Below are 22318 nucleotides of genomic sequence, written 5' to 3' on the forward strand. Positions count from 1 at the left end.
GCACTTAAAAACAACCAAGGAGTAGAAAAAAATGAGAATTGCTAACGATATCACAGAGCTGATCGGCCACACACCCCTGGTCCGCTTGAACCGGATAGCGGCTGGGACACTGGCCACCGTGGTGGCTAAGCTCGAGAGCTTCAATCCATGTGGCAGCGTGAAGGACCGTATTGGGGTGAGCATGATCCACGCTGCCGAAGCGGACGGCATCCTCCATAAGGATTCGGTGATCGTCGAACCGACCAGTGGCAACACCGGAATCGCCCTGGCTTTCGTGGCCGCCAGCCGCGGCTATCGCCTGATCCTGACGATGCCCGATACGATGAGCCTGGAGCGGCGTAACTTATTACAGGCCTTCGGTGCTGAGGTGGTACTTACCCCCGGCGCCGAGGGCATGCGAGGGGCCGTCCGGCGCGCTGTGGAGCTGGTGGCCAGCATCCCCAATGCCTGGATGCCCCAACAATTTAAGAATCCAGCCAATCCAGAGATCCACCGCCAGACGACAGCCGTAGAGATCTGGGAGGACACCGATGGCCAGGCGGATATCCTGGTGGCAGGAGTAGGCACCGGCGGCACGATCACTGGCGTAGGACAGGTCATCAAGCCCCAAAAACCCACGTTTAGGATCATAGCCGTGGAGCCAGCTGCCTCGCCCGTCCTTTCTGGTGGGTCAGCCGGTCCACATAAGATCCAGGGCATCGGCGCTGGATTCGTCCCTGATGTCCTCCAGGTGGATTTGATTGATGAAGTGTTTCAGGTGACCAATGAGGAGGCCTTCACGATGACGCGGCGTCTGCTCCGAGAGGAGGGGCTCCTGGTCGGTATCTCCGCGGGGGCGGCTGCCTTCGCCACAGTGGAGGTAGCCAAGCGAGCCGAGAATGCTGGAAAATTGATCGTCGTCGTCTTGCCGGACACGGGGGAGCGATATTTGAGCACACCTGTATTTCAGCCAGTAGAACCACCGGCAATTTAGGCGCAGCAACAGCTTCGCCACCAGAGGTGAGCTGGCTCTTGAGCTACGTAGGCTTCAACAGTGTCCGGGAGGAGCAAATGTGTCTATAAGAGTAGTGGTGGCTATGAGCGGGGGCGTTGACAGCTCCGTCGCTGCCGCCTTGCTGAAGGAGAAGGGGTACGAGGTCATCGGCATAACCCTGAACATCTGGCCGAAGGAGGAAACAGCCGACAAGGCCGGTCGTCTTGATGCCTGTTGTTCCTTGGCCGCCGTAGAGGATGCACGGCGCGTGGCCGACCGCTTGAGCATTCCACATTACGTCCTGAACTTTCGGGAGATCTTCGCCACTAAGGTCATCGCCGACTTCTGTCAGGAATATGCCCGTGGCCGAACGCCCAACCCATGCATCCGTTGTAACCAGTACATCAAGTTCGAGGCTCTGCTCCACAGGGCCAAGGAGTTGGGGGCAGACTTCGTCGCCACGGGTCATTATGCGCGGGCGGAACGTGATCAACGACAAGGAAGATACCTCCTTCTTAGAGGCATAGATCAAAAGAAGGATCAATCCTATTTCCTCTATACCTTGACCCAGGAACAGCTGGCTCACACCCTGTTGCCAGTGGGGGAGTTGACTAAGACAAGAACACGACAATTAGCCGCCCAGTTCGACCTGCCAGTCGCCCAAAAAATGGAGAGCCAGGAGATCTGCTTCGTCCCGGATAACGATTACGGGACTTTCCTCCTAGATTACATTCCCGAGGCGATCGAACCGGGTCCTATCCTGGATCAGCAGGGAAACGTTTTGGGACAACACCGCGGCCTGGTCTTCTACACCGTTGGGCAGCGCAGAGGAATCGGACTGGCCACTGCTCAGCCGCTATACGTCCTGCGCTTAGACCCGAACAGGAACGCACTCATCGTGGGAAGGGAGGACGAGCTCTATGCCAACGAACTGGTGGCCAGCGAGGTAAACCTGATCGCCCAGCTCGCCCTTTCAGAACCACAACTGGTCCAGGCCAAGATTCGCTATCGAACGCCCGTGGCCGAAGCCATAATAAGACCTCTCGACCTCACCACTGTGCACGTTCACTTTAAGGAGCCGCAAAGGGCAATCACCCCGGGACAGGCCGTAGTCTTCTACGATGGCGATGTAGTTATTGGCGGAGGGGCAATACTGGAAACGAAAGAAAAAAAATTTCTGAAACGTTTCAGAAAAACTATTGACATAGGAGGATACACCTGCTAGTATAGAAGCAATATTCCAGAGCGTCCCGGCCTGACGACTTATGTCGAGTTGCACAGAGATAATTTGCTAGAATAAGGGGCTTTAGATGCGAAAAAAGGTGGATGCCTCTTCCGTATCCGGCGTTCCACCCTCTGCTGGTTGAAATACCCCCGACCACGCGGTGCGCGGACAGCAGCCCGGGCAAACCACCCCTACAGGCAAAGTCTCGCTAGCCGAACAACCAGAAGTCGGCTTAAGGCAAATAATGGCTGGTTACTTTCCGGCCGCCTTCCTGCGCTGGGAGGTGATACTGCCCCTTATACCCGCCCTATTTTTCTTCCTCCTCTTCCTCATTTTACCCCTTATCGCTACCTTCCGCCTGAGCCTCGAGCCCAACGTACTAGTGCAGAGCAAGGAGACCGGCTTCGGTAATTATATCTATTACTTCCAGAAAGAGTTCTATATCAATGTCCTCTGGCGAACGCTACGCATCTCAGTCCTCACCGTCTTCTTCGCCCTTCTCATCGGCTATCCCCTGGCTTACATCTTAAAGAACCTCTCGGCTCATCTGGGAAGCACCCTGATCCTGGGACTAAGCTTCCCTATCCTCGGTGGTCCCCTGATAGTTGTCCTTGGTTGGATGATCCTGTTGGCCAACGGTGGCCCCTTGAATGAGATGTTGATGTCTATCGGTTTGCTCGAAGGGCCGCTAGAACTGCTCAGCACAGAGAAGGCTGTCGTCATCAGCCTGGTACAGTTCACTCTCTCCTTCGTCGTTCTTAACATCTTCAATGCCCTTATCCGCATCGATCCAGCCTTGACCGAGGCCGCCAGCAGTCTGGGGGCAAACAATGTACGCGCCTTCATTCATATTACCTGGCCACTGAGCCTACCTGGTGTTCTTTCGGCTACCCTGATCGCCTTCTCACTCTCCATGAGCGCCTTCGTCAGTCCCCATTATCTCGGCGGTGATGCCAATCTGGTGGTCACCACCCTCATCACCCAATTTATGTTGAGCACCTTCAACTGGCAGATGGCCTCCACCGCGGCAGTCATCCTGCTGGTCATCGCTCTAGTAATTATGTTCTTCTACAACAAGGTCGTTTCCCAGGCCATCAAAGGCGGATCGGGATAGAAAGGATATTTGCCGAACCGATGAAACAAGCCAGGATAACCGATCTACTGAGTTACACTTTCCTCATCCTTGTCTACATCTACGTGCTGGCGCCGGCCCTGGTGGTGATCTATGGTTCCTTCAACTCGGCCACTAGTTTCCCCAGCCCCTTTGAGTCAGCCACGCTGAGGTGGTACCTTCAGATACTACGGCATAAGGAGTTCATCGACTCGATCAAGGTGAGCCTGATTGTAGCCACCTGTGCCGCCGCTATCGCTACGCTACTGGGAACGCCAGTAGCCTTCCAGTTTGTGCGCAAGCAATTCCCAGGCAAGGATGCTCTCGCCGCCTTTTTCATGTCCCCATTGGTCATCCCCCAGATCGTCATGGGACTAGCCATGCTCCAGATGCTCAGCCTATTCAAACTGCCAATCAGCATCGTCGGGCTCATCCTGGCCCACGCTGTCTTCGTAATGCCCTACGTCATCAGAGCGATGATGACCAGCCTGACACTCTTTGACCTAGCCTGGGAAGAAGCAGCGATGAACCTGGGAGCCAACAGGCTGAAGACCCTTTGGTATGTGACCCTGCCCATCACCAAGGCCGGAATGACGGCCGGCTTTGTCTTTTCCTTCATCATGTCCTTCGTCAATGTGCCTCTATCTCTATTCTTGACCACGCCGGTCAGCATGACGTTGCCGATAAGGATATATGCTTATATGGAGTCAAGAATCGATCCATTCGTGGCAGCCATCGGCGCGCTGATGGTTATCGCCATTTTTGCCACCAGCTTCTTCATCGAGAAGGTGCTGCGCATCCGTTTGTTGGTTTAAGTGAGGATGAGGATGGATGCCGTAGAGTTGAAAAATATCACCATGACCTTCAAGGAAGTCAAGGCCGTGGACAACATGTCCCTGGTCATACAGGAGGGAGAGTTCCTGGCCCTTCTGGGTCCAAGCGGTTGTGGTAAAACGACCACCCTGCGCGTGATCGCTGGCTTCGAGAGAGCCGATAGTGGAGAGGTTTATCTGAGCGGGGAGAATATCACCGACAAGCCACCCTACAAACGTAATATCGGCATGGTCTTCCAAAACTATGCCCTCTTCCCCCATATGACTGTATTCGATAACATCGCCTTCGGTCTGCGCATGCGGGGTAGGCGGGGACGAGAGATAACCGAGCGGGTACAGAACGCTCTCAAGCTGGTGCGCATGGAAGGGCTCGGCCGGCGCTATCCCCGCCAGCTGAGCGGTGGACAGCAACAGCGGGTGGCCCTGGCTCGGGCCATAGCCATCGAGCCATCCGTCTTGCTCCTTGATGAGCCACTGAGCAATCTGGACGCCAAGCTGCGGGAGGAGATGCGCATCGAATTACGGCAGATCCAGAAACGCATCGGCATCACCACGATCTTCGTCACCCATGACCAGGAAGAAGCCTTGACCTTGTCTGACCGTTTAGTGCTGATGAATTGTGGACGGGTTGAGCAAATAGGCACGCCCATCGAGATCTATGAGAAGCCGCGGAGCACCTTCACCGCTAATTTCATCGGTCAATCCAACTTCCTACGGGGCAAAGTTGTGGCCGTGGAGGCAAACGGGGCGATCATCATCACCGATACAGGGCTACAGGTCTGCGCTGATAGGGAGACGCAGGCACCCGTTGGGAGTGAGGTATTGGTGGTGATCAGATTGGGGCGGATGAAGATCGCTCCGGCCGAAGAAGAAGTCCTCGGAGGCAACGTATACCCAGCTAAGGTGGAGTTTGTAACCTACCTGGGTTCAAGTATCCAATACATCTGTTCCGTTGGGAAACAGAAAATGGCCGTTATCACCGGCAACGAGGTGGGCACACCCCTCTTCAGGATAGGGGATGATGTCAAATTGACCTGGCAGCCAGGCGACTGTATCGTCATCAAGGAGTAAGCGGAGGGAGGTGATCAGGCAAAGAATATACCGCTAAAGAGCACATGCGCGTTCCGCAGGTGACATCTGGCCGGGGGTCTATCCCGGCTCAAAATTGGCCCAAAATAAAGGAGGCAAACGATGGCAAAACGCAAACGGCAAGACCATCCCGAGGAAAGTTCTGAGAAATCCTCTTGGCTGGAGAAGGAGACATCACGAAGGTCCTTTCTGAAGCTCAGCGCCTTCGCTGCAGCCGGCCTGGGTTTAGCAGCAGCTGGGTGCGCTCCGGCGGCCGCTCCGACGCCTACCCCAACGAAGCCTCCGGTAGCAGCAGCCACCCCCACACCCACACCCAAGCCTGCCCCTACACCCACACCAACAGTGATCGTGCGAGAGAAACGAAACCTGGTTGTCTCCACCTGGGGTGGCATGACCGAAGAGAGCCTGAAGAAATACGTCATCCCCAAGTTCGAGAAGGAGTCCAACTGTACGGTCACGCTGGATATTGGTGGACAAGGAGCCCGCTACAATAAGTTGCTGGCCCAGAAGGCGAGCCCTACCGTTGACGTATTCTTCTCCACTGATGAGGCCGTTCACGCTGGCTTAAAAGAGAACCTGTTCGCCAAGCTGGAGGCGAAGAATATCCCTCGCTGGAAGGAAGTTTATGACTGGATGAATACCACGGGGGAATATGGGGTGACCTATAGTGTGATCACCTATGCCTTAGCCTACCACACCGAGAAGGTGAAGAATCCTCCCACTAGCTGGAATGACTGCTGGCGGGAGGAGTTCAAGAAAAGATTCTCCGCCCCAGCCCCAGCTCATAGCAACGCGCCCGCCTTTCTGATCACAGCGGCCGAGCTGGCCGGGGGCAGCGTGGACAACATCGAGCCAGGGTTCAAGAAACTGGCCGAGCTTAGACCAAATAAGCTGACCGTATTCTGGACGGATTGGGCACCCCTGTTGAAGACGGGCGATACCTGGCTGGCCACCGAGTTCGACTACTATGTAAGGATTATGCAGGTGCAAGGCTATCCTGTCGAATTCGTCCTACCCAAGGAGAAGGGGTTTGTGGCCGTGGAAACCCTGAGCGTGGTTAATGGTAGTAAGAACAAGGAGCTGGCCGAGGCGTACATCAACGCCATGCTCGATCCAGAGGGACAGGCGGCCATAGCCAAAGACTATTTCATCGGGCCATCAAACAAGAATGCCAAGGTAGACCCGGCGGTGGCAAACAAGATCAGCTATGGCGACAACCTAACCAAGCTAGGACGTGTCTTCGACTCGAAGATCTGGGCCGAAAGGCGCCCGATGTGGACGGAGAAGTGGAATACGGAAGTCCTACCGAAGTGGCAGGTCTAATGCGCTTACGGTAGCCATTGCCCCTTAACCCCTAAGTCACATAGAGGGAGAAAGGCACACACCTCACCGTCCAGGAGCTACGACCGGATACCCCTGGTCAAGCCTTTGACCAGGGGTATCCCAAGACAGCGCTTGTGTCCCCAGGGGACCACGATCTTTGCAGCCTACAGGTTTGTTGTGTCCAATAGCGCCGGGCCCAACCTGGCGTGTCTCCATCTAAGACTCTTTGTAGAGGAGCACGAGACCCTATGACCAAAATGCTTGATGCGGACGTTTTAATCATCGGGGGCGGCGCAGCTGGGACCAAGGCGGCCCTAGAGCTACATGAGCAAGGCTTAAAGGTGTTGATGGTCGTCAAGGGCTTCCTCGGACGAAGCGGTTGCTCGATCTTCGCCACCAACCTTCTGGCCACGCCAGATGAGAGTCCCCAGGCGGGAACCGAGGAACAGATCCATCGACAGATGGATTTCCTGGCCAAATACACCCATTACCTCGGTGATCAGGAGTACCTGAAACAGGCCACTTTATACAATATACGAGAGTTTTTCCCCTGGTTGGAGGAGCGCGGACTATACGTGCGGCGCATGCCGGATGGGACTTTGATCAAGAACCTGCCCAAAGGGCTACAGACCTGGGCTCCCAAGATGGGCACTTCGGGTACGGTTATAATGGATATCCTGCGTAAGGAGGTCCTGCGTAAGGGCATCAAGGTCCTGGAGGAGACCACGGCTACCTCCCTTTTGACCAATGATGGGACCGTGGTTGGAGCTACCGCTCTGGATTATCGAAACGGCGAACTCCTCATCATTCGCGCTAAGGCTACCATCCTGGCCAGCGGACACTCCAACTATCTCTCCCTACGTTCTACCGGTACACGAGATGGTTCGGCCAGCGGTTGGGTTATGGCCTATCGGGTAGGAGCCACCCTCCAGAACCTGGAGATGCAATGGTACCACGTGTCAGATATCGCCCGACCGCGCGCCTGGATGAGACTACATCTCTACCCCAACCCCCTGCCGGCTACAGCAGAGCGCGCTCATCTGCATAATACTGATGGAGAGTTCTTCTTCTCGGGAAACATGTACCCCGACAACGCCGCACCGTATTATATGCAGCTCAAGCACCTCTATAAAGAAGTGCAGCGGGGTAAAGCCAGATGGGATGGCGGTTACTACACCAGTTACCGGCATATCGACCCCAAAGTGATAGAGAAGTTCATTTACCAAAGTCAATTTTATAAGAAGCTAGGCTATGACGTGACCAGGGATATGATCGAGTGTGGACTAACCTATCATATGAACGTGGGGGGCATCCGGGTCAATGGTCAAACAATGGAGAGCGGTGTCCCCGGACTTTTCATCGCCGGATCGGTCGGGGCCTTGGTCACGGGTGGATTACCCAATGTGATGTATGATGGCAGGGTTGCCGCTCGATACGCTGGCGAACGCGCCCATTGCCTCCCATCGCCAGAGATGAACAGCAAACAGGTCCAGGTCGAAGAGGCCCGCGTCTTCGGCCAGCTGCGTACTGAGCCACGGGAGGGCTATCTACCGGCCCAGGTGAAGAGACAGATTAGGGAGACAATGTGGAAGTATATGGGCTACGTCAAGAGCGAGGCAACCTTGAACGAAGGGCTCAGGCAGCTTCAACGCGTCCGAACCGAGGTCGTCCCCAAAATGCGCTTAGGCTCTGATACACGACGCTTCAACTACGACTGGGTGGATGCTCTGGATGTAGCAGACATGCTTGAGGCCTGTGAGTTGCAGATGTGTTTCTCGCTCCATCGAAAAGAGAGCCGAGGTGCTTTCTACCGCGAAGATTATCCGATCACAGACAATGAGCACTGGTTATGCCACGTGCTGGGACACCAGGAGGATGGTCGCTTAAAGATCGAGACGAAGCCGGTGGACCTGCCCTACACTAAACCGAAAGAGAGACAGGCCGATTTCTTCGCCCTGGACTATTAGGGAGGATAGATGAACGAGGGAGAGCTGCTCACAGCCAGAGTCTTTAAGTACGATCCCACGCGGGATGAAGAACCGCACTACGAAACATATCAGGTACCCTATACCCAGGATATGCGCGTCCTTGATATCCTTGACTATATCACAGAGGAGATGGGGCACAGCCTCGCCTACCGCTGGTTCTGTGGCGTCAAGAAGTGTGGCATGTGTGCCACTACCGTCAATGGCCGAGCCATATTAACCTGCTGGGAGCCGGCTCAGAAAGAGATGACCATTGAGCCTCTGCACGGCTTCCCCATCATTCGCGACCTGGTCATAGATAGGGACGTCTACGATGCGGATCTGCAACGCCTACAGCCATTTCTGCAACGCCGCAGACCCTATGCAGGATTCCCTGAGCCATTAACGCACGAGGAGATGTTGAGCGCCTATAATATGATGGACTGTATCGAATGTCTCATCTGTGTGTCTGAATGCCCTTCCTATGCCATGAGGGACGAGGGAGGGGGGTTCATCGGCCCGGCTCCGCTCGTGCAGCTAGCCAAATACGCCCTGGATCCACGTGACGAAGCCGACCGAGCGGCTTCGGCCACCAAAGAAGGGCTCTTGCGCGACTGTGTGTCGTGCTACGCCTGTACTGAAGCTTGCCCGAACAAGATCAACATCCTGGAAGAGGCTATCGATGGGTTACGGCGGATTTGTGCCAAACATCGCCTGGGAGAGGCCGCCAAACAAACCGAAGCACTGGCGGCTCTAGTAAAAGAGACGGGGCTAATTAGCCCTACTACCCTCTTCCTGCGCATTAAGGGCTTCAGCACTATCACCCAAATCCCCCTGGCCATCCGTATGAGCTTACGAGGAAGGGTCTCACCAGGCAAAGTGCTGAGTGCCTTCCTGGGAACGGGGGCAATACCTGGCATTGAGCAGGTACGTCAAATCTATCGGCTCACAACCGCTGAAAAAGGAAGGGGGAAGAAATGAGATATGCTTACTACCCCGGCTGCTCAGCGTTGAATAGTGCCGTAGAGCTAGACGTTTCCACCAAGACGGTGGCTGCTCGGCTTGGGTTGGAATTGGAGACACTACGAGAAGCCGCCTGTTGTGGCACACGGGAGGGTGGGGGGTTGTCCATAGAGAATGCCGAGCTGTCTCTGGCTCTAAATGCCCGGACCTTGGCGTTGGCCGAGGCGCAGGGGCTCAATATCATAACTGTCTGTAGCACGTGCCAGTTGAAGCTGGCTGGGGACAACAAGAGGCTCAAGGAGGATCGTTCTCTATTGGAGCAGATAAACAACCTCCTGGCCAAAGTCGACCTACGCTATCGAGGTACGGTCGAAGTTAAACACCTGCTTTGGGGTTTGCTCGATGAAATCAGGCTGCAACTCTTGCGTGACCAGATAACAAGCCCCCTAAAAGGCTTACGTGTAGCGCCCTTCTATGGTTGTCACCTCCTTCGTCCGGGCGAGGTGCACGGCTATCGCGATGACCCTTATCATCCTCACTCGCTGGATATTCTCATCGAGCTTGTGGGCGGGACGCCAGTGGATTATAGCAGCAAGGGTTCGTGCTGTGGTTTCCACTCACTGTTAGTGAGCGAGAAAATGGCCCTGCGGATGAGTGGCCGTCATTTGAGAGAGGCTAAGGACAAAGGGGCAGATTGTCTGGTTACGCCCTGCCCTCTTTGCCACACAGTGCTCGATGGCTACCAAAGGGAAATAGAAAAGGAGATTGGGGCCAGGTTGGAGCTGCCCATCTTACACCTGCCTCAGCTGCTGGGTTCGGCTATGGGAATGAAGGCCAAGGAGCTACAGTTGACCAGACATATGGTGCCGGCCAGATTTCTGACTACTTAGGACCTAAAAGATGAAGGATTTGTCCTCGGTAAATGTTATAGGACAACGGATGGTGCGGGTAGATGCCCTGGGGAAGGTGCTGGGGCAGGCTAAGTATCCGGCCGATTTGCGGATGAAGGGTATGCTTTATGGCCGGGCCTTACGCAGCCTGCGCCCCCACGCCAGGATTCTCCGTATTGACACCGAACGAGCTCGTCAGCTTCCGGGAGTAGTGGCTGTGCTCACCGCAGCAGACATCGAGGGGCCAAACGTTTATGGGCGTTACCTGCCGGACCAACCAGTGCTGGCCAGGGATAAGGTACGCCATATGGGAGATGCGGTCGCACTGGTAGTGGCTGAAACGGAGGAATTGGCCGAGGAGGCCATTCGCCTCATTGAGGTGGAATACGAACCCCTGCCAGGGATATTCGATCCGAAGGAGGCGCTACAGCCGGGTGTACCCTTGGTACATGAAAAGGGTAATCTGTTGAGCGCCAATACGGTGCGCCTGGGAGAGGCAGACCTCGGTTTCGCCGAGGCTGAGGCGATAGTGGAAGGGGTTTACCGAACGCAGTTCGTGGAACACGCCTACTTACAGACGGAGTCTGGACTGGCATATTTGGATGAGGAAGGAAGGGTAGTAGTTTGTGTGGCCACACAGCATCCCCATAGAGATCTTAAGCAGATCGCCTACGCCCTTGGACTGCCGGAGGAGCGCGTACGCCTAATACAACCGACCGTTGGTGGAGCTTTTGGCGGCCGTGAAGACATGACTGTCCAATGTCCCCTGGCCTTGCTCGCCCTTAAGACGGGACAACCGGTGAAGCTGGCTTACAGTCGGGAGGAGTCCTTCATTGCCCACACAAAACGTCACCCCTTCCAGATGCACTATCGAACGGGAGCGAGGAGAGATGGACGATTGGTCGCCTTAGAGGCAGAGATTGTCTCCGATGCAGGCGCTTATGCCATGACCAGTCCTCAGGTCCTGCGTGTGGCCACCTCCGTAGCCACTGGCCCATATCATATTCCTAACGTGAAGATCGATTCGTGCACCGTTTACACCAACAACACACCTACGGCGGCGATGCGGGGATTTGGGGCAACACAAACCTGTTTCGCCTCAGAAATACAAATGAATAAGTTAGCTGTTGCTCTAAGAATGGACCCCATCGAGTTTCGGCTCAAAAATGTGCTGCGTCCTGGGCAAATGACCTGCACAGGCCAGGTCTTGGGAGAGGGGGTAGGCGTCGAAGAGACAATCCTGCGGGCGGCCGAAATGGCCGCCTGGCCCAAAAAAAGGAAACCATCTGCTCCAGGGAAGGTACGCGGCATAGGCGTGGCCTGTGGATATAAGAACGTTGGTTATAGCTTTGGTTATGGGGATAGAGCCTCAGTAGTGCTAGAGGTGTATGGGGAGCACATAGCCGTGAAGGCCGGGGCCATCGAGGCTGGACAGGGGGTGACGACCATCTTGCGTCAGATTGCCGCAGCTGAGCTGGGAGTCAATCCGGAGGAAGTAGAGGTGATCTATGGTGATACAGCAGAGGTTCTTGACGCTGGAAGCGGTTCAGCCTCACGTCTAACCTTTATGTTGGGCAACGCTGTACGCCTGGCTACCAACGAGGCCCGGCAGAGGATAATGGAGCGGGGAGAGAGACCTGCTCCAGGAGAACCGCCAATCATCTGCCGAGGCGATTACCAGGCGCCACCAACCAATCCAACTGAAGGCGGACTCCTCAAGGGGGTAGCCCATTTCAGTCTAGGCTATGGCACACATATTGTGGAGGTTGAGGTAGATACCGAGACCGGGGTGATCGAATTAACACGGGTAGTAGCCGCCCACGATGTGGGACGAGCCATCAATCCGCTATCCGTTGAGGGGCAAATCGAGGGTGGGGTTTTGATGGCCCAGGGATATGCCCTCTTAGAAGAATACGTTATCGAACAAGGTGTGGCTAAGACGGTGGACCTGCACGAGTACCTTATTCCCACTGCGGCGGATGTACCCAAGGAGCTAAGGCCACTCATCATCGAGGTGCCCGATCCCTATGGACCTTTTGGGGCCAAGGGGGTGGGCGAGATGACAACCTTGCCCCTCGCCCCGGCCATCGTGTCGGCCGTATACGATGCCACTGGCCTCTGGTTTGATGAGCTGCCCCTCAAACCAGAGAGGGTTTTGCAAGGCCTGCATCTAAGGCCAGCGTAATCACGTCTCGCTGTTGCCCCCTAAATTCACTCCTTGTTTCTGTAACCTGCTCCGAAGTATGGCTATAGATAGCGCTCGGGGCTTGACCTTGTTTTGCACAGCCGAAGCAGCGGCCGTTCCGGCCGCTTCACCAGTAGCCATGCACGTGCTGATATCACGTGGTGAAAGGAAGGTCGCTGCCTGGTGATCCATCGAGATGCAGCGACCGGCAACAAGAATCCCCTCGAGGCCCCTGGGCAACAAACAGCGGTAGGGAATGTCAAAGGCCGGATTCTTCTCGTTCTCAGCTGGATCCCACTCCCCTTTTTGACTACGAGCGATAACATCGGAGAACCTCCGTCCCTGCTGGACGTCTGCGGCTGTAAGCAGGTAATCGCCCAGGATACGGCGCGATTCGCGCGTGCCAATCTGGGTGGCTGTCGTGGCCAAATAGGCCCTCTCGAATCCAGGTACATATTTACGCAAGAAGTCGGCTATAGCCATAGCCCTCTCTCTAGTCTCCATCTCCGCCTCAGTCAGGTCTTGTACATCGGTAATATCGCGGCCGAAACTATGGGCTCCCCAGACACCGAGCTCAGAATAGCGTAATAGCTGGTCATAGCGGGGCGGATACGCCGCGGGGGGATGTATCAATTGAAGTGACAGGGTGAGGGATAACTCAGCTTCGCTGTCTATAGACCGGCCCTGAAGGACTTGCGTCAGCTGAAAAGCGAGTTCGGAATAGGCGCTGAAATGAGCCCTCCCTTTCTCCTTGAGAACACGCTTCAGTCCACTATCCTGCTTAAGGTACTTCTGCACCCGGTCGATATCCACGTTGCCGAGGTAGAAGGGCAGGGTCACTGGCAGAACCTCCCCTCCTTTCGTCTGCTCGCAGGAGGCGCCAGCGGCAAAGGCGATATCCCCATCTCCGGTAGCATCTATGGTTACATCAGCCAGAATGGCTTCCCGCCCTGATTTGCTTTCAACGATGACCCCAGTGACGTGCTGACCATCCTTCACTGCCCCTACAGCGAGAGAATGCAGGCGCAACCTGACCCCAGCGCGCCGCAACATTCGAAGCATGGCCATCTTCATCATCTCAAAGTCGTGGGGTATCCAGGCCGGCTGATAGGGCAACAGCGGTCTTCCCTGCTTAAGTAAGGTGTAAGCCTCACCCGGTTTGACGGAACCGCCCATCTCCTCCAGCACTTCAACAATCTCCTGCGCAATACCCCCGAGCAAGGATCTGCCTTCGGACCCAAAGGGCCCTAATAACCACAGGGGGAGCAGGATAACGTAACCAGCGCTGCTCATACCTCCCAGGAAACCATAACGCTCCACCAGAAGCACAGTCGCCCCATTGCGTGCTGCTGCTAGGGCCGCAGCGAATCCGGCCGGTCCACCGCCAGCCACAACAACATCCACCCTCTGCACCACCGGTACCTCTCTCTGCGGTTCTACGACTACATTCATCTCTTCACCCCCAGCCGTTCTACCTCACTAAGTGTGTGAATATCTCCGCTGCCTGTGTTTGGTTTATTCAGTATGATATACTACTGTCATCGAAAGGTTCAATCTCACCCCGTTATCACAGCCTATGAGCCAAACCCTGATGAATGGATAGACTGGAGGATAAGGAAGGGAGGAAAACCATGAGAAGGTATCCATTTCGTAATCCAAGGCGCATCAATAAGTCCGTGTCTTCTCCGACATCCTCAAGGCAGGACAAGGAAAGGTCGGCTGTGAGGTGAGAAGAAGGGGGCCAATAACGCGTCGGGGAGGCGACAAGTATGAATCAAGACAGTTTGAGCAAGTTCCAGGACCTGCTCCGCACCCTTTTCCAGTTCGACTGTGCTGACCTGGATTTTGGCATCTACCGTATTCTCAATTACAAGCGGGGGCAGGTGGAGGCTTTCATTCAAAGTCGCCTGCCTCAAATCGTGGACGAGGCATTCGCCCACTATGCAGCGGCGGACAAGGCTATAGTAGAGCAAGAGTTAGAACAGAAACGACAGGAGATCATAGGGACGCTGGGCGAGCAAGCGATAGACGAAAGTGGCCAACTACGCAATTACCACAAAACAAGGCTGGGCCAACAATACCTGCAATTGTTCGAAAAGCGCGCCCAGTATCAAGTTGCCGACGAGCTTAAGGCCCGCGCCTACAACGACCTTTATACCTTCTTCTCCCGCTACTACGAGGATGGGGACTTCATCTCCAAGCGCCGCTACGGGCGCCACGAAACCTATGCCATCCCCTATAGCGGTGAAGAGGTGGTGCTCTACTGGGCAAACCGCGACCAGTATTACGTCAAAACGGGTGAGCGGTTCAAGGCTTATCGCTTCAAGGTGGGCGATTACACTGTCGCCTTTGAGCTGCGGAACCTGGCTCCAGAGCAGAACGGCAACGCCGGCAAGAAACGCTACTTCGTGCTCGCCCATGAAACGCCAGTGAGTTGGAATGAGCAGGAGAAGGCACTGGCAATCGCCTTTGAATACCGCCCCCTCACAGAATCTGAAGAGAAACAGCACGGCAAGACGGAGCAGCAAAAGCCCCAGGATAGCCTGAACGAGGCGGCGGAGCAGGCCATCCTCACCCAAGTTACGGAAGCCGCATTGAAAACGGTGCTGGCACGTACCGAAAAGAGGAACGACAAGGAGAAATCCGCTCTCAGGTGGCAGCTCGACCATTTCACCCGCAAAAACACCGCCGACTTCTTCATCCACAAAGACCTGCGGGGCTTCCTGCGCCGGGAGGTGGACTTCTTCATCAAGAACGAGGTGCTCCTCCTGGACGAGCTCATTGCTGGTGGAGAAGAAGACCTGAGGGAACATGTCCAGCGGGGGCGGGTAGTGCGCCAGGTGGCTGAGGCCATCATTGACTTCCTGGCCCAGGTGGAGGACTTCCAGAAGAAGCTCTTTGAGAAAAAGAAGTTCGTCGTCCGCACCGAGTATTGCCTCACCCTGGACCGGGTGCCCGAGGAGCTATGGGACGAGGTGCTGGCCAATGAGGCGCAGCTCGCTGAGTGGCGGCAACTCTATGCTTTGGATGACCTTCTGAAGGCTCAGCCCCTCATGAACACAGGCCTGAACAAGAGCTTTCTCAAAGCCCACCCCACCCTGGTGGTAGACACCCGCCACTTCCCCGAGGGCTTCAAGTGGCGCCTCCTGGCCCACTTTGAGGACCTGGACGAAGCCCTGGACGGCCTGCTCATCAAGAGCGAGAACTGGCAGGCCCTCAACCTGCTTCTGGAGAAGTACCGGGAGAAGGTGAAGTGCATCTACATCGACCCGCCTTATAACACTGGGAGCGATGAGTTCATCTATAAGGATCGCTATCAGCACTCCTCGTGGCTAAGCATGATGACGGATAGGCTGGTGGTGGGAAGAGAGGCACTGCGGGAGGACGGGGTAATCTTTGTAAGCATTGACGACAACGAGTTTGAAAGGTTGAAACATGTGATGGATATAGCGTTTGGGGGAGAGAATTGGCGAAACTTGGTTGTTTGGCACTACGGCGGCAGAGGTGCGAAGGCTATCTCTGGTCAATTCCCAAGGAACTACGATTTTGTATTTCTTTACAGCAAAAGCGAGGCTGGAAAGGTGGAGAAGGACTATGTTGAATTACGGATCCCTCTCTCTGAAGCACGTAAGCAAGGTTTTAAGCAAGACGAAGAGGGCAGATGGTTCAAGACTGCTCCACGGGGGGACTATACAGATGAGAGTATAACCAGACTAAGGGCGGAAGGGCGTGTATATGAGACCGAAGAGGGCAATATCCGGATTAAGTATTTCCTGCGACAAGAAGGCGAGTATGTCATTGATGAGAAATTAGTGGGAGACGTCTGGTTTGACATACCAGATATGATGCATAGTCCCAAAGAGGAACGTCTGGACTTTGATACCCAGAAGCCTGAAAAGCTCCTTGACCGCATTGTCAAGGTATCCTCTAAACAGGGTGAAATTGTTTTGGATTTCTTTGTGGGTTCTGGCACCGCGTGCGCTGGCGCTCACAAAGCGTGTAGGAGATGGATAGGGGTTGACTTCGGCGAGTTCTTTGAAAACAAGCCATTGGAACGGATGAAGAAAGTCATCCACTCTTCACAAAGAGGTGGCTTCTTCAAATACCAGTACCTTGAGCAATACGAGGACGCGTTGAACAACCTGGAGCTGCCCCGAGCGTCGGAGGGGCAACAGGCGCTGGAGATGTTCGGCGACGAATACCTGCTGAAATATATGCTGGACTTTGAGACCCAGGGCAGCCCCTGCCTGCTCAATCTGGATAGGTTCAAAGACCCCTTCGCCTATAAGCTAAAGGTGCAGGACCCCTCCCCAACCCTCCCCATCGACGGGGAGGGAACGGGTGGGGTGGAGCGCCCGGTGGACCTGGTGGAGACCTTCAACTACCTGCTGGGAATTCAGGTGAAGAAGGTGCGGGCCTTGCAGGACAACGGGCGCCCCTACCGGGCAGTCCTGGGCGAGAAGAACGGTAAACGAACGGCTATCGTCTGGCGCTCCATAATTGGCCTTGAGGACAACGATAAGGCGCTGATGAAGGACAAACGCTACATAGAGAAGACGGTGCTACCTGCCCTGCTGGGCGAGGCCAAGCCGGACCGCTTGCTGGTGAATGGCGCTTGCTTCGTCAAGGACGCCGAAGCCATCGAGCCGGAGTTCAAGCGGCTGATGTTTGCCCCGTCAGGAGTATGAACGGGATGGCTAAAACAAAGGTCGGAAAAGTAGCCAGGTATTCCCCAGGCGGTGTCAACCAGGTGCCTCTGCTACAAGACCGCCTGGTCCTCAACCGCTATCTCTGCCAGCTTTTCGGGTGCCAGGACTTTCGTGGCTTGAGGGAAGTTCTGCGGGACCAGAAAGAGGGCTGGGCCGAAGATGGGCATAGTTACTTCTTGCGTGTGCTGGAGGGACTGCAAGGGTCGAAGCTTGCCCCCGACCAGCTCGCCGCCTATGACCTGCGTATCAAGGAGTATGTGGAACAGCTTAACCGCTTCCGCACTCCCCCGGTTCAACTCAAATACTTCCAGTATCTCGCCGTCCTCTTTACCGAGATTTACCTGGACCGTTTGTTCGGCGACCAGGCGTCTCTCCTTTCCGAGCTGAACAAGTTCATCGGCCAGGAAAACAGCAAGCTGTCCCCTGCCACGCCCCGCTACCAGCGCTTCACCGAGGCTGACCTGAGCAAGCTCGCCTTCTGGATGGCCACCGGCAGCGGCAAGACCCTGGTCATGCACATCAACCTTTGGCAATACCTGCACTATGGCCAAGGGAAGGCACACCACGAGAATGTCCTGCTCGTCACCCCCAACGAAGGGCTGTCACGGCAGCATCTGGACGAGCTGCAGAAAAGTGGCATTGCCGCCAGGCATTATGGGGAAGCGGGAGGCAGCAGTTTGTTTGAGGGCGGCAGGGCGCTAACAGTCATTGAGATTACGAAGCTGACCGAGACCAAACGGGGCGGCGGCTTAAGCATAGAGGTGGACGCTTTCGGTCCTAACAACCTGCTCTTTGTAGACGAGGGGCATCGGGGGGCAAGTGGCGAGGTGTGGCGGGAGCTACGCCGCCGTCTGGCAGAGCGTGGCTTCACCTTTGAATACAGCGCCACCTTCGGTCAAATTGTCAACGGCGCCGGCAGGGATAAACGGCCGGCACTGCTGGAAGAGTATTCCAAAGCAATCCTGTTCGACTACTCCTACCCCCACTTTTACCACGATGGATATGGTAAGGACTACTGGATCACCAACCTGAAGGACGAGACTGACACCTTTAACGACTGGATGCTGCTGGGCAACCTTCTGTCCTTTTACGAGCAATATCTGCTCTACGAGGAGCACCGGGAGAGTTTTCGCCCCTACAACCTGGAGAAGCCGCTCTGGGTCTTCGTGGGCCACACCGTCACTGGTGGCAAGTCCCAAGAGGATAAGGAGAGCCTGACCGATGTGGAGCAGATCGTGGCTTTCTTCGACGGCTTTCTGCGTCACCGGAGTGAGTGGACAAGGCGGATAGCCAAGGCGCTCCGGGGCGAAACGGGGCTGAAGAACCGCCGAGACGAGGACATCTTCATCGGCCAGTTCCCCTACTTGAAAGAGAAAGGTTTGAGCGCTGAGGACATCTATGAAGGCGTGGTGGGGCGGATACTCTGGGCCCAGACGGGCGAAAGCGTGCGGGCAGTAGAACTGAAGGCGGCGGCAGGTGAGATTGGGCTGCGGGCGGGCGCAGATAGCCCCTACTTCGGCGTCATAAATATTGGCGATGTGGCTGGGTTGATGAAGCTGCTCGAGGCCAGAAGCATCGTGCGGGAGGAGGAGAACATCACTGGCTCCCTGTTCACTCGCATCAACGAAGCCAACTCGCCAGTCAATGTGCTCATCGGTTCCCGCAAATTTATGGAAGGCTGGGACAGCTTTCGTGTCTCCAGCATGGGGCTGATGAACATAGGCAAGGGCGAAGGGGCACAAATTATTCAACTGTTTGGGCGCGGCGTGCGGCTGTGGGGCAAGGCGTTATCACTCAAACGAAGTAGCGCTATCGAGCCAGATGGTGCGGCGCCGAATATCCGCCTCCTGGAAACCCTCAATGTCTTTGGCGTTCGGGCCAACTACATGGCCCAGTTCCGGGAGTATCTGAAGCAGGAGGGCATTGAGACCGAATTTGAAGAAATCCACTTGCCCATCCAGATTCAAGAGGACTTCTTGAAGCCTGGTCTGCAGGTGTTGCGGCTACCTGAAGGGGAGCGATTTGAAGATAAAAAGGGCATAGTGCTGGCGTTGGACGATAGTATCCAGGTAGTCCTGGACTTGCGGCCACGTTTGGAGCTGGCCAGGTCGGGGGCGAGCGAAACAGAGGCAATGGAGAAGGTGGGTGGGGAGGATAGGGCATCGTTGCTGCGCCAATGTGCGCCGCTCTTCGACTGGCAGCGGATTTACTTTGACCTGCTGGCGTTCAAGAGGTTGAAGGGTTTTCATAACCTGAGTTTTGGAGAAGCGAGCCTGCGGGAGATCCTTCAGAAAGGCAACTATGAAGTCCTTTGTCCTGACGGGCAACTGCCACCGTCCGGTTACCAAGAAGTCCGCCGGGCGGAGGATAGTGCCATTGCTGTTCTGCGGAAATACGTGTCTGCGTTCTATGACCGGAGGCGTCGAGCATGGGAACAAGAGAACATGAGACTGGCGGCGCTGATGCCCGATGACCCGAACCTTAAATTCGGCGCCTATACGCTTCGGGTGAAGACTGCCGATAGAGCTTTCTTGGAGCAGGTGCGCGAACTAGTCAGCCGTGCCGACGAGATTTACAAGAAGGATGTCGCACGTTTCCCCAACATTCACTTTGACCGCCATCTCTATCAGCCCTTGTTAGTCACCGACAAGCAGGAACGCATGGAGGCAACCCCTCCGGCCCTGAACGAAGGGGAGGCCAGGTTTGTCCATGATTTGCGCACCTACCTGCAATCGCAAAGGGCAGAGTTTGAAGACAAAGAGATCTTCTTACTAAGGAACCTTACCCGTAGCAGGGGCATTGGCTTCTTTGAAGCAGGCGAGGGTGAGGCATTCTATCCCGACTTCATTTTGTGGCTGATTCAGGACCAGCAGCAGCGGGTTACTTTCATTGATCCTCATGGCCTGCGCATGGCCCGAGGCGGCTTCAATGACCCGAAGGTGACGTTGCACAAAAGCCTAAAGGTTCTGGAGCCAACGCTACAACAGCAGTGTGCCCAATGGCAAGTGCATCTAGCATCCTTCATTCTTGCCCCCGGCTCCTATGAAGAGACGAGAAGGACCTTCGGAACGGGACAGCACTCACGAGAGGAATTTGAGGAGCACAACATCCTTTTCTCCGAGGACTCTCGGTACATCGGCAAGCTCCTCAGCAAAGTTTTGGAGGATGCCAGTGCCGAGGCATAGAAGTCTGACCCTGAGGAAATTCATTTCGGCCATCAATGACACTGAGGCGAAGCGGCGGGTTGAGGAGATGATTGAGAAGGAGGCCGGTCTCTGTCTATTGATAAATTCGGGGAACTACAATAGACCAATCCTTTTTAGAAGACGCTCTGCTGTCTCCTGCCCCTCTTTGAGCACCCTCTCTTCATCCATTGACATGACCCTTCCCTGGAAAAGGAGAATGCGGCCATCCACGATCACTGTCTCCACATCCTGAGCGGAGGTGGCGTAAACCAGGTGGGAGAAAATCTGCTGAGGCAAACGGGGATGAAGCGGGACCAAGTGTGCCTTACATGTATCGATGATGATGATATCAGCCTTCTTTCCGACTTCCAGCGTACCAATATGTTTCTCTAGGCCAAGGGCCTGGGCCCCTATGCGCGTGCCCATAGCCAGAATTTGCTCAGCAGGGAGCACAGTTGGATCATAGCGATCAACCTTATGCAACAGGGCTGTCATCTTCATCTCTTGAAAGAGATCCAACACATTATTGGCCGAGGCGCCATCTGGGCCAAGCCCAACGGCGATACCACACTCCAGCATCTGTGGCACTGGGGCGATACCACTGCCCAGCTTCATATTGCTTGTCGGATTGTGGGCGACGCTTACCCCTCGCTCCTTGACGATGGCTATATCCTCAGCAGATAACTGCACCATGTGGGCAGCGAGCACATTCGGGCGAAGGAAACCTATCCTATCCAGATAAGTTATCGGCGAGACCCCATGCCTCTGCATTGATTGCCAATGCTCTTCTCTGGTCTCCGCCACATGGATGTGCACACCCACTCCGCAAGAAGTAGCCAACTCCTGAACCTGACGGAGGAGGTGCTCTGAGCAGGTGTAGGGTGTGTGTGGCCCAAACCAGATGCTGATACGCCCATTGGCGCGACCGTGGTAGAGTCTCCAATCGCGAACGTTCTGCGCGAGTTCCCGGTCACCCCTCCCCATATCCCCCAAACCCATGATGTAAGGTGATAGACAGGCTCGTAGCCCGGCCTCCTCAACGGCGGCGACGGTGGCTCCGATGAAGTTCCACATGTCGAGAAAGGTGGTTATTCCGGCGCGGAGCATCTCCAGGCAACCAAGGCGAGCCGCCGCGTAGCTCTCGGACTCAGTCATCTGAGCGAGGATCGGCCAGATGATGATCTGCAAACGTGGCTGCAATGGGGTATCATCAGCCATTCCTCTGAGCACGCTTAAAGCCGCATGCGTGTGGCAGCTGATCAGTCCCGGCATCACGATCTTGCCTGTGGCATCTATTTTGGTATCGGCTAGGTACTGTGGGTCGATGATCTCACTCGATCCTGCGGCCACAATGAGACCTCCGTCGACAGCAATAGATCCAGGATAATACGTCGCCATCTGGGGATCCATCACGACGATGAGTCCGTTGGAGATCAGCAGATCAGCCCTTTTTTGCATCGCAGTATCCTTGTATACTTAGGGGTCTCGGATCAGTGGTTGGTTTAACAGCTCAACCGTGTTATAATCACAATTATAGCCCTCGGTAGAATATCCCTAAGCGATTCCTTCAACAACTCAGGAGTATGATAACCAATGAGTGTGCCTGAAACTGAACCTCAGATTACCTTTACTGAAGGGGAACACCGCGTTCGTTTGACTGTAGGCGATGGTTTTAAGCTTGGTTGTGGACTTATCCTGGCCTGGCTGGCATTCTTCCTAGCCCTATTCATTTTGATCACAGCCACCATTCTGGCCGCTATCCTACTGAATGTACCTATCTTCACCATCGTCCCAGGATTACGTCTCTAGATCAGCCTGCTGGCCGTCGTCCGCATGACATGCTAAAAGGGAAGCAATGTGGGGAAGTT

The 22318-nt window shown here is 55.2% G+C and carries 15 protein-coding genes; 13 read left to right on the forward strand and 2 right to left on the reverse strand.

Annotated features, from left to right (window positions below):
• Positions 1 to 31: 31 nt before the first annotated feature.
• From cysK to M1136_09605, 10 genes are all read left to right on the forward strand, one after another.
• On the forward strand, positions 32 to 973 hold the full coding sequence (cysK, locus tag M1136_09560; protein ID MCL5075874.1) for a cysteine synthase A: 942 nt from the start codon (positions 32 to 34) through the stop codon (positions 971 to 973).
• Positions 974 to 1076: 103 nt separating this feature from the next.
• Positions 1077 to 2198, forward strand: coding sequence for a tRNA 2-thiouridine(34) synthase MnmA (mnmA, locus tag M1136_09565; GenBank protein ID MCL5075875.1), 1122 nt, complete (start codon positions 1077 to 1079; stop codon positions 2196 to 2198).
• Positions 2199 to 2442: 244 nt separating this feature from the next.
• On the forward strand, positions 2443 to 3312 hold the full coding sequence (locus M1136_09570) for an ABC transporter permease (protein ID MCL5075876.1): 870 nt from the start codon (positions 2443 to 2445) through the stop codon (positions 3310 to 3312).
• A gap of 20 nt (positions 3313 to 3332) precedes the next feature.
• Positions 3333 to 4124 carry an ABC transporter permease gene (locus M1136_09575; GenBank protein ID MCL5075877.1) on the forward strand — a complete coding sequence of 264 codons (792 nt, stop codon included), beginning with the start codon at positions 3333 to 3335 and terminating at the stop codon, positions 4122 to 4124.
• Positions 4125 to 4136: 12 nt separating this feature from the next.
• Positions 4137 to 5213, forward strand: a complete 1077-nt coding sequence (locus M1136_09580; protein ID MCL5075878.1) for an ABC transporter ATP-binding protein — start codon at positions 4137 to 4139, stop codon at positions 5211 to 5213.
• Between the two features lie 120 nt (positions 5214 to 5333).
• The gene (locus tag M1136_09585) at positions 5334 to 6554 is read left to right on the forward strand and encodes an ABC transporter substrate-binding protein (GenBank protein MCL5075879.1); all 1221 of its coding nucleotides are present in this window, start codon (positions 5334 to 5336) and stop codon (positions 6552 to 6554) included.
• Between the two features lie 248 nt (positions 6555 to 6802).
• On the forward strand, positions 6803 to 8521 hold the full coding sequence (locus tag M1136_09590) for an FAD-binding protein (protein ID MCL5075880.1): 1719 nt from the start codon (positions 6803 to 6805) through the stop codon (positions 8519 to 8521).
• 9 nt (positions 8522 to 8530) lie between these two features.
• Positions 8531 to 9499 carry a 2Fe-2S iron-sulfur cluster-binding protein gene (locus tag M1136_09595; GenBank protein ID MCL5075881.1) on the forward strand — a complete coding sequence of 323 codons (969 nt, stop codon included), beginning with the start codon at positions 8531 to 8533 and terminating at the stop codon, positions 9497 to 9499.
• On the forward strand, positions 9496 to 10371 hold the full coding sequence (locus tag M1136_09600; protein MCL5075882.1) for a CoB--CoM heterodisulfide reductase iron-sulfur subunit B family protein: 876 nt from the start codon (positions 9496 to 9498) through the stop codon (positions 10369 to 10371). The genes M1136_09595 and M1136_09600 overlap by 4 nt, the downstream gene beginning before the upstream one ends.
• Before the next feature lie 10 nt (positions 10372 to 10381).
• Entirely contained in the window at positions 10382 to 12556 is a 2175-nt protein-coding gene (locus M1136_09605) for a xanthine dehydrogenase family protein molybdopterin-binding subunit (protein ID MCL5075883.1), read from the forward strand.
• On the opposite strand, the gene M1136_09610 is transcribed toward M1136_09605, so the two are convergent.
• Positions 12557 to 14008: an FAD-dependent oxidoreductase gene (locus M1136_09610; GenBank protein ID MCL5075884.1), complete on the reverse strand. Its 1452-nt coding sequence runs from the start codon at positions 14006 to 14008 to the stop codon at positions 12557 to 12559.
• A gap of 317 nt (positions 14009 to 14325) precedes the next feature.
• On the opposite strand from M1136_09610, the gene M1136_09615 reads away from it, so the two are divergent.
• Both M1136_09615 and M1136_09620 read left to right on the forward strand, forming a co-directional pair.
• Entirely contained in the window at positions 14326 to 17244 is a 2919-nt protein-coding gene (locus M1136_09615) for a site-specific DNA-methyltransferase (protein ID MCL5075885.1), read from the forward strand.
• Between the two features lie 5 nt (positions 17245 to 17249).
• Positions 17250 to 20450 (forward strand): DEAD/DEAH box helicase family protein, encoded by a 3201-nt coding sequence (locus tag M1136_09620; GenBank protein ID MCL5075886.1) that lies wholly within the window; start codon positions 17250 to 17252, stop codon positions 20448 to 20450.
• Between the two features lie 114 nt (positions 20451 to 20564).
• On the opposite strand, the gene M1136_09625 is transcribed toward M1136_09620, so the two are convergent.
• Positions 20565 to 21908: an amidohydrolase gene (locus M1136_09625; GenBank protein MCL5075887.1), complete on the reverse strand. Its 1344-nt coding sequence runs from the start codon at positions 21906 to 21908 to the stop codon at positions 20565 to 20567.
• Between the two features lie 135 nt (positions 21909 to 22043).
• Between M1136_09625 and M1136_09630 the strand changes: the two genes are divergently transcribed.
• A complete protein-coding gene (locus M1136_09630; protein ID MCL5075888.1) occupies positions 22044 to 22259 on the forward strand; it encodes a hypothetical protein in 216 nt (71 codons plus the stop codon).
• Positions 22260 to 22318: the final 59 nt, after the last annotated feature.

It is taken from the genome of Chloroflexota bacterium (genome assembly GCA_023475225.1).
Classification (GTDB): Bacteria; Chloroflexota; UBA6077; order FW602-bin22; family JAMCVK01; genus JAMCVK01.